The 16,662-nt window shown below is 61.5% G+C and carries 9 protein-coding genes and 2 pseudogenes; 6 read left to right on the forward strand and 5 right to left on the reverse strand.

Annotated features, from left to right (window positions below):
• Positions 1-7: 7 nt before the first annotated feature.
• The 3 genes from IHQ71_RS02265 to IHQ71_RS02275 all read right to left on the reverse strand — a co-directional run bounded on the left by IHQ71_RS02265 (position 8) and on the right by IHQ71_RS02275 (position 3,688).
• On the reverse strand, positions 8-949 hold the full coding sequence (locus IHQ71_RS02265; protein WP_258160274.1) for a dihydrodipicolinate synthase family protein: 942 nt from the start codon (positions 947-949) through the stop codon (positions 8-10).
• Positions 924-2,639, reverse strand: a complete 1,716-nt coding sequence (gene araD / locus IHQ71_RS02270; RefSeq protein WP_374989946.1) for an L-arabinonate dehydratase — start codon at positions 2,637-2,639, stop codon at positions 924-926. The genes IHQ71_RS02265 and araD overlap by 26 nt, the downstream gene beginning before the upstream one ends.
• 167 nt (positions 2,640-2,806) lie before the next feature.
• Positions 2,807-3,688, reverse strand: a complete 882-nt coding sequence (locus IHQ71_RS02275; RefSeq protein ID WP_258160275.1) for a LysR substrate-binding domain-containing protein — start codon at positions 3,686-3,688, stop codon at positions 2,807-2,809.
• A gap of 239 nt (positions 3,689-3,927) precedes the next feature.
• On the opposite strand from IHQ71_RS02275, the gene IHQ71_RS02280 reads away from it, so the two are divergent.
• The 6 genes and pseudogenes from IHQ71_RS02280 to IHQ71_RS02305 all read left to right on the forward strand — a co-directional run bounded on the left by IHQ71_RS02280 (position 3,928) and on the right by IHQ71_RS02305 (position 13,684).
• Positions 3,928-5,130, forward strand: a complete 1,203-nt coding sequence (locus IHQ71_RS02280) for a 2-aminoethylphosphonate--pyruvate transaminase (protein WP_258160276.1) — start codon at positions 3,928-3,930, stop codon at positions 5,128-5,130.
• Between the two features lie 19 nt (positions 5,131-5,149).
• Positions 5,150-6,418, forward strand: coding sequence for a phosphonoacetate hydrolase (phnA, locus tag IHQ71_RS02285; protein WP_258160277.1), 1,269 nt, complete (start codon positions 5,150-5,152; stop codon positions 6,416-6,418).
• Positions 6,418-7,695: pseudogene (phnY, locus tag IHQ71_RS02290) on the forward strand (phosphonoacetaldehyde dehydrogenase); the annotation flags it as partial. The gene phnA (IHQ71_RS02285) and the pseudogene phnY (IHQ71_RS02290), both read left to right, overlap by 1 nt.
• A 562-nt stretch (positions 7,696-8,257) precedes the next feature.
• Positions 8,258-10,180, forward strand: coding sequence for a putative 2-aminoethylphosphonate ABC transporter permease subunit (locus IHQ71_RS02295; RefSeq protein ID WP_374990073.1), 1,923 nt, complete (start codon positions 8,258-8,260; stop codon positions 10,178-10,180).
• Positions 10,181-10,366: 186 nt separating this feature from the next.
• Positions 10,367-11,146, forward strand: a complete 780-nt coding sequence (locus IHQ71_RS02300; RefSeq protein WP_258160279.1) for a DeoR/GlpR family DNA-binding transcription regulator — start codon at positions 10,367-10,369, stop codon at positions 11,144-11,146.
• Between the two features lie 88 nt (positions 11,147-11,234).
• A pseudogene (locus IHQ71_RS02305) lies at positions 11,235-13,684 on the forward strand (FAD-dependent oxidoreductase).
• A 111-nt stretch (positions 13,685-13,795) separates the two neighbouring features.
• Here IHQ71_RS02305 and phnY (IHQ71_RS02310) read toward each other — a convergent pair.
• Positions 13,796-15,250, reverse strand: a complete 1,455-nt coding sequence (phnY, locus tag IHQ71_RS02310; RefSeq protein WP_258160280.1) for a phosphonoacetaldehyde dehydrogenase — start codon at positions 15,248-15,250, stop codon at positions 13,796-13,798.
• Between the two features lie 38 nt (positions 15,251-15,288).
• Entirely contained in the window at positions 15,289-16,557 is a 1,269-nt protein-coding gene (phnA, locus tag IHQ71_RS02315) for a phosphonoacetate hydrolase (protein ID WP_258160281.1), read from the reverse strand.
• Positions 16,558-16,662: the final 105 nt, after the last annotated feature.

The following is a 16,662-nucleotide window of genomic DNA, read 5'->3' on the forward strand; positions in this document are numbered from 1 at the left end:
GTCGCATCTATTCGGGAAAGCCACCCAGGCAGGCTGCATAGCGGTTGGTCATGTCGAGGCCGGTCGCCGTTGGACGCATGGCGGGCGCGCGGTCATGGATTTCGATCCCTGCACGGACGCCGAAAAGGCGCTTGCCGTAACACAGCAGATTCTCGATACCCTGCATGGTGAACACCACGCCGGGCAGCATCTGCCGGTAGGCTTCTTCGGCGTGGTCATCCCAGCCGTCGGAGAAAAACTCGTAGGCGCGCACAGCGTAATCGATGGAGTCCGGGGCAAGGATAAGGCCGCGGCACCCGATCCGCAGATTGTCGAGCAGTTCCATTCCCGCGCGCCCATTAAAGACAGGAAGCTGTCCCTCCGTCACTTCGATCAGATTGGCGATATCAACCACCGGTCCTTCGCCTTTGACAAGGCGGATGTTGGGATGCCGGCGTACGAGATCGCGGATATCGGCGGCAGTCAGACCGCGCCCCATCAGAGCTGGCGCGTTCTGGATGGCAACCGGCAGATCGGTCCGGTCTGCGACACGGCCGAAGAAACCGATGTACTCGGCCGCGGAGAACTGGCCAACCATCGGTGGCTGAAGGATCAGCCAGTCGGCGCCCGCCGTCGCCGCATGCCGCGCTTGCCGAATCTGCTCTTCGACGGACGACCCAAAAATCGTGACTGCGACAGGTACGCGGCCGCCGGCATCTTCGATGATCCAATCCATGACCATCATGCGCTCCGACTCGTCCAGCTTCGAGGCTTCCGTTGCAAGACCGAGGGCGGCCATGCCGTGCACGCCGCTCGCCAGGCAAATTTCGACTTGCCGTCGCATCGCTTCCCGATCGAGTCTTTCATCTCGGTCGAAGAGCGCATAGAGGATGGCGTGGATGCCGTGGAGTTCATCGATCCGAAATTCGTGCATCGCCGCCTCCTCAATGGCTCTCACGGGGGACCGCATGGCCCCGGTTGCCCACGAGAAAATCGAGGTCCGCGCCCGTGTCCGCCTGCATGACCCGCTCGACATAAAGGCTCTGATAGCCGCCCGTCATGGCGGGTGCCGGAGGGGTCCATTCCGCCCGTCTTACGGCAATCTCGGCGTCGCTGACCTCGAGATGCAGCCTGCGATTGGGGACATCCAGCTCGATCCAGTCGCCCTCTTGCACGAGTGCCAGCACGCCGCCGACGGCGGCTTCCGGCGCGACCTGCAGGACGACGGTACCGAAGGCGGTGCCCGACATGCGCGCATCAGAAATACGCACCATGTCGCGTACCCCTTTCTGCAAAAGCTTCCGAGGCAGTGCCATATTGCCGACCTCGGCCATGCCGGGATAGCCTCTGGGGCCGCAGTTCTTCAGGACCATGATCGAGCTTTCGTCGATCTCGAGGTCCGGATCGTCGATGCGCGCTTTGTAGTGATCGATGGTTTCGAACACGACGGCGCGGCCGCGATGCCGCATCAACGCGGGCGTTGCCGCGGAGGGCTTGATGATGGCGCCACTCGGGGCGAGATTGCCACGCAGCACCGCTATCCCGCCGCTTTCCGTCAACGCCTTGGCACGCGGCAAAATCACGTCGTCATTATGATTTTCCGCTTCATCGATGTTCTTGCCGATGCTCTGTCCCGTGACCGTTAGCGCATCGAGATGCAGGAGATCGGCCACCTCCTTCATCACGGCAGGGAGCCCCCCCGCGTAGTAGAAGTCTTCCATCAAATACTGGCCCGACGGCATGAGGTTTAGGATGGTGGGCACGTCGCGGCCAAATCTGTCCCAGTCATCCAGCGAAAGGTCCACGCCGATGCGGCCGGCAATCGCCAGAAGATGAACGACGGCGTTGGTGGAACCGCCGATCGCGCCATTGACGCGGATCGCGTTGGCAAAGGCCTCGCGCGTCAGAATCTTCGACAGGCGCAGGTCCTCGGCGACCATTTCGACGATCCGCCGGCCGGTCAGCCGGCCGAGCCGGGCACGCTGGGCATCGACTGCGGGACAGGCGGCATTACCCGGCAGGGCCAGCCCCAGCGCTTCGACCATCGAAGCCATGGTCGATGCCGTACCCATGGTCATGCAATGGCCTGCCGAGCGCGACATGGCGCTTTCGGCGGCCATGAAATCCTTCTGCGGCATGACGCCGGCACGGACATCCTCGGAGAATTTCCACACATCGGTTCCGGAGCCGATCGTCCGACCCTTCAGCCGGCCGTTCAGCATGGGACCGCCTGAAATCACGATCGAGGGCAGGTCGCAGGATGCGGCCCCCATCACCAGCGACGGCGTGGTCTTGTCGCAGCCCGCCATCAGGACGACGCCGTCCATGGGGTTGCCGCGGATCGCTTCCTCGACATCCATGGAAGCAAGGTTGCGGAAGAGCATGGCCGTGGGGCGCAGGTTCGATTCGCCGCACGAGAACACCGGAAACTCGAGAGGCAGGCCGCCTGCTTCCAGTACACCGGCCTTGATGTGCTCCACCAGTCCCCGGAAATGGGCGTTGCAGGGCGTGAATTCCGAAAATGTGTTGCAGATACCGATCACCGGCCGGCCATCGAAAGCGTCATCGGGCAGACCGCTATTCTTCATCCAACTCCGGTGAATGAACGCGTCCTTGTCCATTCCACCGAACCAATGCTGCGAACGCAATTTCCGCGACATGCTTTTCCCCCTGATGCTCCGGTCGACCCTTCCGACAGTTATTCTCATATAATCGGAGTTATTCGCGGTCAAGGGTGTGGACACCATGGGACAGCGACCGATCACGCCAGGGAATCTGCGCCAAAAGGTGGATTGACGGCTCGGGTCGCTTCGCCGTGAACGGGGCCTCAGAGGCCTGAAACTGCCTCTGTCAGCTTGCGGGCAACGTCGAAGAAGGCGCGGACGAGCTTGCCGTTGCTGCGGTCGCGCAAGCAGATCAGGGCCTCGTCCATGAGCATTTCGGGACCGTCGATCTCGATCCTGACGAGGCGCGAGTCCTGGCCGAACTCGGCAGACGACACGAAGCCGACGCCGCCGCGGGCGGCCACGATCTCGCGGACGGCCTCTCGGCCCTCGGCTTCGATCAGAGGCGTGAGCTTCACGCCGCACTGTTCGGCCATGCTTTCGAGCTTCTGGCGTGTCTTGGAGCCGCGCTCGCGCATGACCAGAGGGTGTTTGGAGAGCTCGTCCAGTGTCATTATCGCGTGGTCGGCCTGAAGATAATCACGGCTCGCAAAGGCGATGATGGGCGTGGAGTTGAGCTTGAGCACCTCGAAATCGCCCGCCTGCGGGATTTCGCCGAGGACACCGATGTCGGCCTCATAGGCATGCAGACTGGTGATCACCGTTTCGGTATTTCCGCTGTTAATGGAAATCTGAACAGTGGGATAGGTTCGCCTGAAGGCCGCCAGAATATGCAGCAAGTGATGGGCGGCATCTGCGACGATCCTCAGTTTTCCTGCTCGCAACGCGCGCGATTCGGACAGGAGATCGAGTGCCTGTTGCTCGACATCGAACATCCGTCGCGTGATCTCCAGCAACTGCTGGCCCGAATGAGTGAGCGTGACTTGTTTCTTGTTTCGGTTGAAGAGCAGGACGTCATATTCCTCCTCGAGCTTGCGCACCTGGTCGGAGATGGCAGGCTGCGTCAGGAACAGGGCCTCCGCGGCACGGGAGAAGCCGCCATGGATCGCTACATTGTGAAAGGCACGAAGCTGGACGTAACGCATTGGCGGCGCCTCCGAATGCCGAGATGATAAGACCATCAAAACGAACGATTTGATTTATGTAAAGAGGCAAAGCATAAATTTGGAATGCGCTCAGCTTGAGAGCCACGAATCCCAACTGTGCCGCTGGGCATCAGTCGCATTGAATAAGCAGGATCTATACATTCATACAAAAGAACGATTTTACATATATATGCCCAAGCCGCATTGTCATCGCCGACACTCCAACGCGAGGACAGACAATGCCAAGCACAGCCTTCGAGAAACCAATCGCGCCGCTGGAATCACCAAGACTCGGCGAGCCCTATCTCCTGACGCCTGGCCCGCTCACCACAGCCTATGAAGTCAAGGAGGCAATGTTGCGGGACTGGGGTTCGTGGGATGGCGATTTCCGCGCCATGACGGCCGATCTGCGGCGCCAGCTTCTTGATATTGCGGGCGATGAGAATGGCGAATTCGATTGCGTCCCCATGCAGGGCAGCGGCTCCTTCTCGGTCGAGGCGATGCTGGGCAGCTTCGTGCCGCGTGACGGCAAGGTGCTCGTGCTGATGAACGGCGCCTATGGCAAACGCATCGCCCAGACGCTGGGCTATCTGGGCCGCGACCACGTCACGATCGACAAGGGCGACTACATGCCGCCGCGTGGCCCGGAAGTTGCAGCTATGCTCGATGCCGATCCGGCGATCACCCATGTCGTGATCGTTCACTGCGAGACCAGCTCCGGCATCCTCAACCCGCTGAAGGAGATTTCCGACATCGTCTACGCGCGTGGCCGGAAGCTGCTGGTGGATTCGATGAGCGCGTTCGGTGCCGTACCAGCCGGGATCGCCGACTTCCGCTACGAGGCGATCGTATCCTCAGCCAACAAATGCATCGAGGGTGTGCCGGGCTTCGGTTTCGTCATTGCCCGCAAGACCGAGCTCGAGGCCGCCAAGGGCCGCAGCCACTCGCTGAGCCTGGATATGCACGCGCAGTGGGATTACATGAACAAGACCGGCCAGTGGCGCTTCACCCCGCCGACCCATGTCGTGGCCGCTTTCATGGAAGCGCTGCGCCTGCATCGTGAGGCGGGCGGTGTTGCCGGCCGAGGCGCGCGCTATGCACGCAACAGGGACGTGATGGTCGCCGGCATGCGGGAGGCGGGCTTCGAGACCCTGCTCGCCGATCAATGGCTTTCACCTATCATCGTCACCTTCTTCAGCCCCGCTCACCCCGCCTTCGCCTTCGATCGCTTCTACGCGCTGATGAAGCAGAAGGGCTTCATCATCTATCCCGGCAAGCTCACGGTGGTGGACAGCTTCCGCATCGGCTGCATCGGCCGCATGGACGAGCATGTCATGCGCCGCGTGGTCGAAGCCGCCCGCAGCTCGTTGGGCGAAATGGGGGTCGACAATGCCGCCCCTCCGGCGATTGCCCTTGAAGAACGCAGCCGTCTGGCCGCCTGAACGAAGAATGGAACTTTCGATGAACCAAATGTCCAAGATCACCGCCAATCGCCGCACCTATCCCTGGCCGAACGTCCCCGCCATCGCCATCTGCCTCGACGGCTGCGAACCGGCCTATCTCGACGCGGCGATCGAAGCCGGCCTGATGCCCACGCTTGCCCGCATTCGGGCCACGGGCACCGAACGCACCGCGCTGAGCGTCATTCCGAGCTTCACCAATCCCAACAATCTGTCGATCGCGACCGGCCGGCCGCCGGCGATTCACGGTATCTGCGGCAACTATCTCTATGAACCGCAGACCGGCAAGGAAGTGATGATGAACGACCCGCGCTTCCTGCGCGCGCCGACCGTATTCAAGGCTTTCTACGATGCTGGCGCGAAGGTCGCCATCGTCACGGCCAAGGACAAGCTTCGTGCGCTTCTCGGCCACGGGTTGAAGTTCGACGAAGGCAGGGCGGTATGTTTCTCCTCCGAAAAATCCGACACGTCCACAGAGGCTGAAAACGGCATCGAGAATGCGTCCGTATGGCTTGGCCTACCGGTTCCGGAAGTCTATTCCGCCGAACTGTCGGAATTCGTCTTCGCCGCCGGCGTGAAGCTGCTCAGGGAATTCCGCCCCGACGTCATGTATTTGACCACGACGGACTATGTGCAGCACAAATACGCACCCGGGGTTCCCCAGGCCAACGCCTTCTACGAAATGTTCGACAAGTATCTGACCCAACTCGATGCGCTGGGCGCCGCGATCGTGGTCACCGCGGATCACGGGATGAAACCCAAGCACAAGGCTGATGGATCGCCCGACGTGATCTATGTCCAGGATCTGCTTGACGAATGGCTGGGTAAGGATGCGGCCCGGGTCATTCTCCCGATCACGGATCCTTACGTCGTCCATCACGGCGCGCTCGGATCCTTTGCCACGGCCTATCTGCCTGAGGCTACGGACAAGGAGGAGATCATGGAGCGTCTCAAGGCCATCGAGGGCATCGACGTGGTTCTCTCCCGTCCCGAGGCCTGCGTTCGTTTCGAGCTTCCGGACGACCGCATCGGTGATATCGTCCTCATCTCCTCAGAGAACAAGACACTGGGCACCAGCGAACACCGCCATGACCTGGCAGCGCTCAATGAGCCGCTTCGCTCGCATGGCGGCCTCACGGAGCAGCAGGTGCCGTTCATCGCCAACCGCAAGCTTCCCGAACTTCTGTCGGCGGGCACGCTGCGGAACTTCGATGCCTTCTACTATGCGCTCGTCGCGGCGGCACAGCCGGTACAGGCCGGGAGCGTATGATGACCAGGATGGAGACGAAGTTCGCGGTCCGCCATGAACCTATGCGGATCGCCGGCCAGGCCGTGAATGCCGATGCCGTGATAGAGGTGCGCTACCCCTGGAATGATGCCGTCATCGGCACCGTCCCCGCCGGCAACGCTGAACATGCGCGCAAGGCTTTCGAGATTGCCGCGGCCTATCAGCCGAAGCTGACCCGCTACGAGCGGCAGCGCATCCTGCTCAGGGCTGCCGAACTTCTCGTCGCCCGCAAGGAGGAGATTTCCGATCTCATCACGCTGGAACTCGGTATTTCCAAGCAGGACTCGCTCTACGAGGTGGGCCGTGCCTTCGACGTGCTGACGCTCTCAGGCCAGATGTGCATTCACGACGACGGCGAGATCTTTTCCTGTGATCTCACACCGCACGGCAAGGCTCGCAAGATCTTCACCACCCGCGAGCCGCTGACCGCGATCTCGGCGATCACGCCTTTCAACCATCCGCTCAACATGGTCGCGCACAAGATAGCGCCGGCGGTCGCGACGAACAATTGCGTAGTGCTGAAGCCGACGGAACTGACCCCGATGACGGCGCTGGTCTTCGCCGACATTCTCTACGAGGCCGGCCTGCCGCCGGAAATGCTATCGGTTGTCACTGGCTGGCCGGGCGATATCGGCATGGAGATGATCACAAATCCGAATTTCGACCTCATCACCTTCACGGGCAGCGTGCCCGTCGGCAAGCTGATCGCGGCCCACGCCCATTATAAGCGCCAAGTGCTGGAACTCGGCGGCAATGATCCGCTGATCATCCTCAACGACCTCTCGGACGATGATCTCGCCAGGGCAGCCGACCTCGCGGTAGCGGGGGCGACGAAGAATTCCGGCCAGCGCTGCACGGCGGTCAAGCGCATACTCTGCCAGGAGCGCGTCGCCGACCGCTTCGTGCCGCTGGTGCTGGAGCGGGCGAAGAAGTTGAAATTCGGCGATCCCATGGATCGCTCGACCGATCTAGGGACCGTGGTGCATGCCCGCGCGGCAGAAATTTTCGAGGTCCGCGTCCATAAGGCAGCCGAGGCCGGCGCCGAAATCCTTTACGACCCCGGCCGCCAGGGTGCGCTGCTTCCGCCCATCGTTGTCGATCGGGTGCCGCATTCAAGCGAACTCGTCATGGAGGAGACCTTTGCGCCGATCATCCCGATCGTCAGGGCTCCCGATGACGACGAGGCCCTGATCGCGCTCTCCAACTCCACCGCCTTTGGCCTGTCCTCCGGCGTCTGCACCAATGATTTCCGGCGGATCGTCGTCATGAACCATGGCGTCATCGAACAGGTGGGGTCGCCGACCGAAATCTACCGCAATCCGAAATCGCTTTTCGTCGCCGATTTCATCGGCGAGACCAACCAGTTCGCGGCAACTGTGGTGACGGATGGGCAGGTGCGGGTTGGCCAGTCGGATTTCTCTTCGCCGACCGCCGGCTTCGCGATCGGTGACACGGTAACGGCCGTGGTGCGACCGGTAGACATCATTCCCTATGGCGCCGACGCGCGTGCCATCGCAACCTCCCATCGGCAGAACCTGATCGACGCCGAGATACATGAGATGGAATTCATGGGCATGTTCTGGCGCACGCGGCTGGCGGCGCCCAGGCTGGGCGACAGAACACTTGTCGCCGACTTCTCGATCAATGCCGTTCGCCGTTTGAGCATCGAGACTGGTGGCGTGATTCAGGTGGATATTCCGAGCGATCGCCTGCTTCTCTATCCCAGGAGCGCGTGAAGTGACCTACACGATCGACCATGTGCCGCCTTACACGAGCCTGCGCCAGGAAACCTCGCCGGACGACAGGATCAAAGTCGGATTCATGGCGGTCATCGGGCTTTATCTGGTCATCGCGCTCGCGGCGCCGCTCCTCCTCATGCTGTCCAAGTCACTCTCGACCTACAAGTTCGATCTCGCCACGTATGAATTCCAGGTCAGCGACGAAACCGGCGGCAACTGGTCGCCGGTCGTCACCGCCGAAGCGCTCAATCAGCAGACGGAAGCCGTCTCCGGTCAGGAACTGTCCACCAATTCCGACGGACGACTGGCTGTGACCAAGTTCTTCCCGGACTTCAAGTTCCGTAGCCCCGTGCATTACCGCATTCGGGGTATGACGGACGACACGGCCTTTCTCGTGGGCTCCAAGCTGGAGAAGGGAGCCGAGTGGCGCGACTACGACTCCGCCACATTCCGACGGGTCATGCTGCGGCCATCGAGGAGCCTCGGCTTCGAGAATTTCGCCACATATTTTTCGACCCCAGCCCTTGCCCGGTCGATCTATAACTCGGTCCTCATGGCGTCGATCAGCACCGTCATAACGATATCGATCGCCTTCGCGCTGGCCTTGGCGCTTACCCGCAGTTGCATGCCCTTCAAAGGCCTGTTCCGGGGCATATTGACGGTGCCGATTCTCGTTCCCTCGCTGTTACCCGGCATCGCGCTCGTCTATCTTTTTGGCAACCAGGGCGTCTTCAAAGACATTTTAATGGGGCACTCCATCTATGGTCCCATCGGCATCGTCATCGGTTCGGTGTTCTTCACTCTGCCGCATGCTTTCCTGATCATCCTGACGGCGTTGTCGGTTGCCGATGCGCGGCACTACGAGGCCGCTGCCTCGCTCAAGGCCAGCAAGTGGCGCACATTCACGACGGTGACGGTGCCCGGGGCACGCTATGGCATCGTCTCGGCGGCTTTCGTCGTCTTCACGCTCGTCATCACGGATTTCGGCCTGCCCAAGGTGATCGGCGGCCAATACGGCATGCTTGCGGTCGATATCTACAAGCAGGTCATCGGCCAGCAGAATTTCGAGATGGGCGCGGTCGTCTCCGTGATCCTGTTGCTGCCGGCAGTCCTGGCCTTCGCCGTCGATCGAAAGATGCAGAAACGTCAGGTGGCTTTGCTCTCCGCGCGTGCGGTGCCCTACGTCCCGAAGCCCAATCCGCGTGCCGATTATCTGAGTCTGGCCTTCTGTATCCTGGTCAGTCTGTTCATTCTCGGCATGATTGCGATGTGCCAGATAGCGGCGGTCGTCAAATTCTGGCCCTATGATCTGACACTGACGCTGAAAAACTTCGCCTTCGACCTGATGGACGGCGGAGGCTGGGCTGCCTATGTAAACTCCATCCAGCTGGCGCTGCTGACGGCACTCTTCGGCTCTACCGTAGTGTTCGCCGGCGCCTATATGGTCGAGAAGGCCGATGGCTTCCGCTTTGCCCGCAACCTCTTCCATTTCCTCGCAATGATGCCCATGGCGGTGCCAGGAATGGTTCTCGGCCTTGCCTATATCTTCTTCTTCAACAATCCGGCGAACCCGCTCAACTCCATCTACGGCACGATGACAATCCTCGTCGTCTGCACCGTGGCGCATTTCTACACCGTCGCTCACCTGACCGCGCTGACGGCGCTGAAACAGATGGACTCGGAATTCGAATCCGTCGCGGCCTCGCTCAAGCAACCCTTCCACAGATTGTTCTTTCGCGTCACCGTGCCGGTCTGCCTGCCGGCCATTCTCAACATTGCCAGTTACCTGTTCGTCAATGCCATGACGACGGTTTCCGCAGTGGTATTCCTGTATTCCACCGATACCAAGCTGGCCTCGGTCGCAGTGCTGAACATGGACGACGCAGGCGACATCGCGCCGGCTGCCGCGATGGGCATGATGATCTTCTATACGAATGTCGCCGCCAAGCTCATCCATGCCCTGATCGCCCGCCGCCTTCTCGCGCGCACGCAGGCCTGGCGTTAGCCGGTATCGGCGCCGGGTGTTGTTGCCGGCAATCCTCGTGGGGCGTGGCATCAAAAAGTTACATTATATAACAAAACTGCGTGCAGTTGGTGCCAATTCGCTGCAAATCCATGGGTTTTGCTGTATAGAGTGAGGCGCTTTTCGCTCCGTCTTGTAAAAAAGACGAAAATGATCACAAATGATGCCATGTCAGACGCTTCTAACACCAGAGCCCTTGCCCCGCGCCGCCATGGCGAGATCCTTCGCCGATTGGCTGCGGATGGTACGGTCAGCATCACCGCGCTGGCCGACTTCTTCGACGTGTCCCGACAGACCATCCGCCGCGACCTGAGGCATCTGGCGGATCGCGGCGAGCTTGATCTCGTTCATGGAGGCGCCACACTCTTCGAGCCGACGGAAGCGGCCTTCACGGAGCGTCGCGAGGAGAACGCCGCGGCAAAAGCCGCGATCGGCCGCGCCGCTGCGGGTCTAGTGCGCGACGGCATGGTGGTCTTTCTCGACTCGGGGACGACGACCCTCGCGGTGGCCCATGCGCTGACGCAATTGAAAAATCTGACGATTTGTACAACTTCGCTATCCATTGCCCTGCAGATGTGCCGCCAGCCGCTCGTGCGCGTGCACATGCTCGGCGGCGAGATCGACCCGGCGGAGGAAGCAGCTGTCGGCATAGACGCGCTGGAGGCGATCAATCATTTCCGGGTGGATGTGGCGTTTCTCGGGGGCGGCGGACTGTCGCCAGACGGCGAGGTGACGGATTTTACCCGCAACGGCGCCGAGCAGCGTTCCCGCATGATCGCGATGGCGGCCAGGGCCTATTTCGTGCTCGACAGTTCCAAGTTCGGCCGGCTGACGCCCCTTCGCATCCCACGCTTCGAACTGGCGGCCGGCGTGATCGTCGATACCAGGCCGCCGCAGGCGATCTGCGAGGCACTTGAGCGAAAAGGCCCCGCTCTGATCACTTCGTGACAAAATGTAATATTTTGTAACATTTTGTCTTGTTATTTCCGCCCTCCTTGTTATGGTTCGGCCTTCAATCTTTTTGGGAGGTCGTTTCATGGTGCAGAATTTTCCAACGCAGGCGCAGGTCGTCATCATCGGGGGCGGCATCATCGGCTGCTCGGTCGCCTATCATCTGACCAAGCTCGGCTGGAAGGATGTGGTGCTGCTGGAGCAAGGCCAGCTGAGCGGCGGCACGACCTGGCACGCCGCGGGTCTTGTCGGCCAGTTGCGCAGCCATGCCAACATGACCAGCCTAATCAAATACTCGACACAGCTTTATACCGAGCTGGAAGCCGGGACGGGTCTTGCGACCGGCTGGAAGAATTGCGGTTCGGTCTCCGTGGCGCGTACCGCTGACAGAATGACGGTGCTCAAACGCACGGCCGCGTCGGCCCGGGCGCAGGGCGTGGCGATCGAAGTGATCTCGCCGAAGGAAGCGCAGGATCTCTGGCCGGTCATGGCGATCGACGATCTGGTCGGCGCAGTCTGGCTGCCGGGCGACGGCAAGGCCAACCCCACCGATCTGACGCAATCGCTCGCCAAGGGTGCCCGCAGCCGCGGCGCTCGCATCCTCGAGCGGGTACGCGTCACCGGCATTGCTGTGACGAACGGTGCAGTCACCGGCGTGGAAACGGATCAAGGCGCCATTTCGGCCGAAATCGTAGTCAATTGCGCCGGCCAGTGGGCGCGCAAGGTCGGCCAGATGTGCGGCGTATCGGTGCCGCTCCATTCGGCGGAGCACATGTATATCGTCACCGGCAAAATCGAGGGTGTGCACCCCGACCTTCCGGTGATGCGCGATCCGGACGGTTATATTTATTTCAAGGAGGAGGTCGGCGGTCTCGTCATGGGTGGCTTCGAGCCGGAGGCGAAGCCGTGGGGCATGCAGGGCATTCCTGATGATTTCGAATTCGCGCTTCTCCCGGACGACTGGGATCAGTTCGAGATCCTGATGCAAAGCGCGCTGCACCGCGTGCCGCAGCTTGCGACGAGCGAGGTCAAGAAGTTCTACAATGGCCCGGAAAGCTTTACGCCGGATAACAACTTCCTTCTCGGCGAGGCGCCGGAACTGAAGAATTCTACGTCGGAGCGGGCTTCAACTCGATGGGCATCGCGAGTGCTGGCGGCGCAGGCAGAGCCCTGGCGGAATGGATCGTCAACGGCGCGCCCACTATGGACCTGTGGCCGGTGGATATCAGCCGTTTCGCGCCCTTCAACAACAATCCGCGCTGGCTGCACGATCGCATCAAGGAGACGCTCGGGCTGCACTATGCCATGCCCTGGCCGAACCGGGAGCTGGATACCGCGCGGCCGTTCCGCCGTTCGCCGCTCTATGATCGGCTCGCCGCCAAGGGCGCCTGCTTTGGTTCGAAAATGGGATGGGAGCGTGCCAACTGGTTTGCTCGTGATGGAGAGAAACCTGTGACGGAGTACGCCTTTGGCCGTCAGAACTGGCACGAGGCGGTCAAGCGCGAAATGAAGGCAGTGCGCGAAGCGGCCGGCCTTTTCGACCAGACATCTTTTGCCAAGCTTCTGGTTCAGGGGCGCGATGCCGCCGGGGTATTGAACCGCATCTGTGCTGCGGAGATCGATGTCGAGATCGGCCGGTCGGTCTATACAGGCCTCTTGAACGAGCGCGGCGGCTATGAAAGCGATCTGACCGTGATGCGGCTCGCCGCGGATCGCTTTCTTCTCGTCACCGGTTCGGCGCAGGCAGTCCACGATGCCGCCTGGATCCGCAAGCACATACCTCACGACGCGAATGCAACGCTCACAGACGTCACGTCGGCCTATTCGGTTCTGGCGCTCATGGGGCCGCGATCGCGGGACATTCTCGAACGGCTCACCTCCGCGGACCTCTCGAATACCGGGTTTCCCTTCGCGACGATACGCGAGATCGACGTGGGCTATGCCACCACTTACGCGAACCGCATGACCTATGTCGGCGAACTGGGTTGGGAGCTGATCGTGCCGGCGGAGTTTGCCGTCGGCGTCTACGAGGCCCTGCACGAGGCGGGTTGCGACCTAGGGCTCGCCGATTGCGGCTACTATGCTTTGGATGCCTTGCGGCTGGAGAAGGGCTATCGCGCCTGGAGCCGCGAATTGACGCCCGATATCAACCCTTACGAAGCGGGCCTTGCCTTCGCGGTCTCACTCGACAAGCCGGGTGGTTTCATCGGCCGCGATGCCCTCGTAGCGGCAAAGGCGAAAGGCGTGCCTTCACGGCGCATCGTGCAGCTTACATTGGATGACGCCCTGCCGATGCTGTGGGGCGGTGAATTGATCCTTCGGGATGGTCAGCCGGTCGGAGAAGTGCGCTCGGCGGCCTACGGCCACACGCTCGGCCACTCCGTCGCGCTCGGCCTCATCGAACAGCATTCGGCCATCGACAAGGACTTCCTGCTCAACGGCCGCTTCGAGATCGATCTCGCCGGCGAACGGTTTGCGGCGACGGTCCATCTCTCCCCGGCCTATGATCCGAAAGCGCTCCGCGTCAAAGTCTAACGGTACGGATCCATGGTTCGGGACGGCAGATGCTTCTGCCGTCCCGGGGCTGCAATTGGCAAGACCGATTGGACATCACGCTCTATTCGCGTGTCGTCCTGACGGCCGACTTCACCACGGCAGTGAGAACGTCTTGACGTTGGTGTAGGATTTCATCGCCTCGATGACGCCTTCCTTGTAGCCGTTGCCGGAATCCTTGATGCCGCCGAAGGGGCTCATCTCGATACGGTAACCTGGCACTTCCCAGATGTTGACGGTGCCGACGTCGAGGCCGGCTATGTATTTCTGCATACGGCGGAAATCGTTGGTGCAGACGCCGGATGAAAGCCCGAAGACCGTGGAGTTGGAGAGCGCGATCAGCGCGTCGTCGTCATCGGGCGCGCGGATGATCGGTATAATCGGACCGAAAGTCTCTTCCATCACGAGTTCGGAGCCGTGCGGCACGCGATCGACGACGATCGGCGGCAGCAGGGCGCCCTTGCGGCCGGGATCGTAGAGCACGTCGGCGCCCTGTTCGGCGGCCATGTGGACCCGCTTTTCGAAGAGCGCCGCGGCCTTCTCGTGCACCACGGTGCCGAGCTGCGTGGCCGGATCCATCGGATCGCCGAAGGCGATGGCGCGGGCGCGTTCGAGCACCATCGGCACGAAGCGGTCGGCGACGCGCTCCTGGCACAGGATGCGCTTGACGGCGGTGCAGCGCTGGCCGGAATTCTTCGTCGCACCGGCCACCGCAAGGTCGGCGGCTCTTGCGAGGTCGTCGTCCGAGAGGTCGTTCAGGATGATCAGCGGGTCGTTGCCGCCAAGCTCCAGTACCTGGCGCTTGTAGCCGGCTTTCGCCGCGATCAGCTTTCCGACCGGCACGCCGCCGGTAAAGGTGATCAGGTCGATATTGGGGTTGGTGATCATTTCGTCGCCGATTGCCTGCGGCAAGCCGGTAACGACGGAGAGCATCTCGGGCGGCAGGCCGGCCTCGTAGAGGATGTCGGCCAGCACCAGCGCGGTCATCGGGGTGAGCTCCGTCGGCTTGACGACGATGCAGTTGTTGGTGGCGATCGCCGGCGCGATCTTGTGCGAGACCATGTTGAGCGGATGGTTGAACGGCGTGATCGCCGAGATCGCCTTCCGCGGCTTGCGTGTCGTGAAGATCTTGCGCTGTTTGCCGTGGGGCGTGAGGTCGCAGGAAAAGATCTGGCCGTCGTCGTGGATGCACATCTGGCCGGAGAGCGTGAAGACATCGAAGGCACGGCCGACTTCATAGAGCGAATCCTGCTTGGAGATGCCGAGCTCGAACGTGACGAGATCGGAAATCTCCTGCTTGCGGGCGTCGAGCAGTTCCGCCGTGCGCAACAGGATCCTTTGCCGCTCGTAGCGGGTCAGCTTCGATTTGAAGTTTGCAGCGATATCGAAGGCCTGGCGCGCATGCTCGGCGGTGCCGGCCGGCACGGTGCCGACCACCGTGTCGGTATAGGGGTAGCGGACTTCGACCACCCCCTCGGCATCGACCTTCTTGCCGGCAATGCGCATCGGTTCATGGCGGACTTTGATGGAAGTCTCGGGGCGGTTCATGGATGTTTTCCTTTGGATCGAATGTCGCCGTTGCCGTCTCAGGCCTTCTTATCGGTCTGTGCCGCCGCCATGATTGCAAAATAGAAGGCATCGAAGTTCCTGAGCATCGGGGCATCCGGCTGGTCGGGCAGGACCCTGTTGGTGATGAAAGGTACTGCCTGCTCGGTCAGGCCGCCATGCGACCGCAGCGGCTCGTTGAGTGCCTCGAGGTTGTGGCGGTGCTCGCTGGTGCCGATCGTCTTGTTCTCGGTGGAAAGCATGACGATGTCGCCGATACGGTCATCCGGCAGCTCGAAGCGGCTGCAGGCGGCTTCCCGGCCGAGCACAAGGTCTATGCCTTCGATCTTGCGGAGCCGGTCCATGATGACGGCGCGGTCGGCACCTTCGGGCAGATAAGCGGTCGCGAACGAGCCGAGTGCGCCATGATGGACGACATAGGGGTCGGTGATCGGCAGGATGACGCGCGCGACGTCCTTTCCGAGCCATTCGTCGAAGAGATCCTGCGCATAGACGACATCGGGCGAGCCATCGGCCTTGTGCTTCGGCTTCATGCCGTGGTCGGCGGTGACCACGATCGCGGCGCCCAGCGCGTCGAGCTCAGTGAGGTATTTGTCGAACATTTCGTAGAAGTCGTTGGCCTGCTTCACGCCGGGCGCATATTTGTGCTGCACATAGTCGGTCGTGGTCAGGTACATCACATCGGGGCGGAATTCCCTCAGCAGCTTGACGCCCGCCGCGAAGACGAATTCCGACAGTTCCGCCGAGTAGACTTCCGGCACCGGGCGGCCGAGCCATTCGGACGCATTGTCGATGCCGTTGGCGGCCTTCGTGCTGGTATCGGCCTTTTCCGACGAGAAGCAGATCGCCCGGTCCTCGTCATATTTCAGGCCGTGGCCGAGTAGGGCGCGCAGCTTGTCCTTGGCGGTTACGACAGCGACCCTTGCACCGGCATCGTAGAAGGCCTGGAACACCGTCGGCGCCCGCAGGAACTTCGGGTCGTTCATCATCACCTCTTCGCCCGTCGCCGGGTTGTAGAGGTAATTGCCGCAGATGCCGTGCACGGCCGGCGGCCGGCCGGTGGCGATGGAAAGGTTGTTGGGATTGGTGAAGCTGGGGATGACGCTGTGGGCGGTGCGCACGGTGCCCTGCTTGCGCATGCGTTCCAGTGCAGGCATCAGGCCGGCATCGATTGCCGCATCGAGATAGGCCGGCTCGCAGCCGTCAAGGCAGATCGCGATCGCCGGGACCTTCGGCCATTGATAGTGGCGTCCGTTTGCGGTGACGGTGATAGGGGACATCTGGTTCATGAGAAGCTTCCTTCCTGAGAGCGGCCTGGCAGGGTGTCGGGTCCACATTTTGTTTCCGCTTCTATCTGCCGCAAACTCATCCATCTGAAAAATTGCAATTCTGAA

The organism is Rhizobium sp. TH2 (assembly GCF_024707525.1).
In the GTDB taxonomy this organism is placed as follows: domain Bacteria; phylum Pseudomonadota; class Alphaproteobacteria; order Rhizobiales; family Rhizobiaceae; genus Rhizobium_E.

Coding starts and splice junctions, on each gene's coding strand:
- IHQ71_RS02265 (WP_258160274.1), bottom strand. CDS start 949: ATGCGGTCCCCCGTGAGAGCCATTGAGGAGGCGGCGATGCACGAATTT.
- araD (WP_374989946.1), bottom strand. CDS start 2,639: ATGTCGCGGAAATTGCGTTCGCAGCATTGGTTCGGTGGAATGGACAAG.
- IHQ71_RS02275 (WP_258160275.1), bottom strand. CDS start 3,688: ATGCGTTACGTCCAGCTTCGTGCCTTTCACAATGTAGCGATCCATGGC.
- IHQ71_RS02280 (WP_258160276.1), top strand. CDS start 3,928: ATGCCAAGCACAGCCTTCGAGAAACCAATCGCGCCGCTGGAATCACCA.
- phnA (WP_258160277.1), top strand. CDS start 5,150: ATGAACCAAATGTCCAAGATCACCGCCAATCGCCGCACCTATCCCTGG.
- IHQ71_RS02295 (WP_374990073.1), top strand. CDS start 8,258: ATGGCGGTCATCGGGCTTTATCTGGTCATCGCGCTCGCGGCGCCGCTC.
- IHQ71_RS02300 (WP_258160279.1), top strand. CDS start 10,367: ATGTCAGACGCTTCTAACACCAGAGCCCTTGCCCCGCGCCGCCATGGC.
- phnY (WP_258160280.1), bottom strand. CDS start 15,250: ATGAACCGCCCCGAGACTTCCATCAAAGTCCGCCATGAACCGATGCGC.
- phnA (WP_258160281.1), bottom strand. CDS start 16,557: ATGAACCAGATGTCCCCTATCACCGTCACCGCAAACGGACGCCACTAT.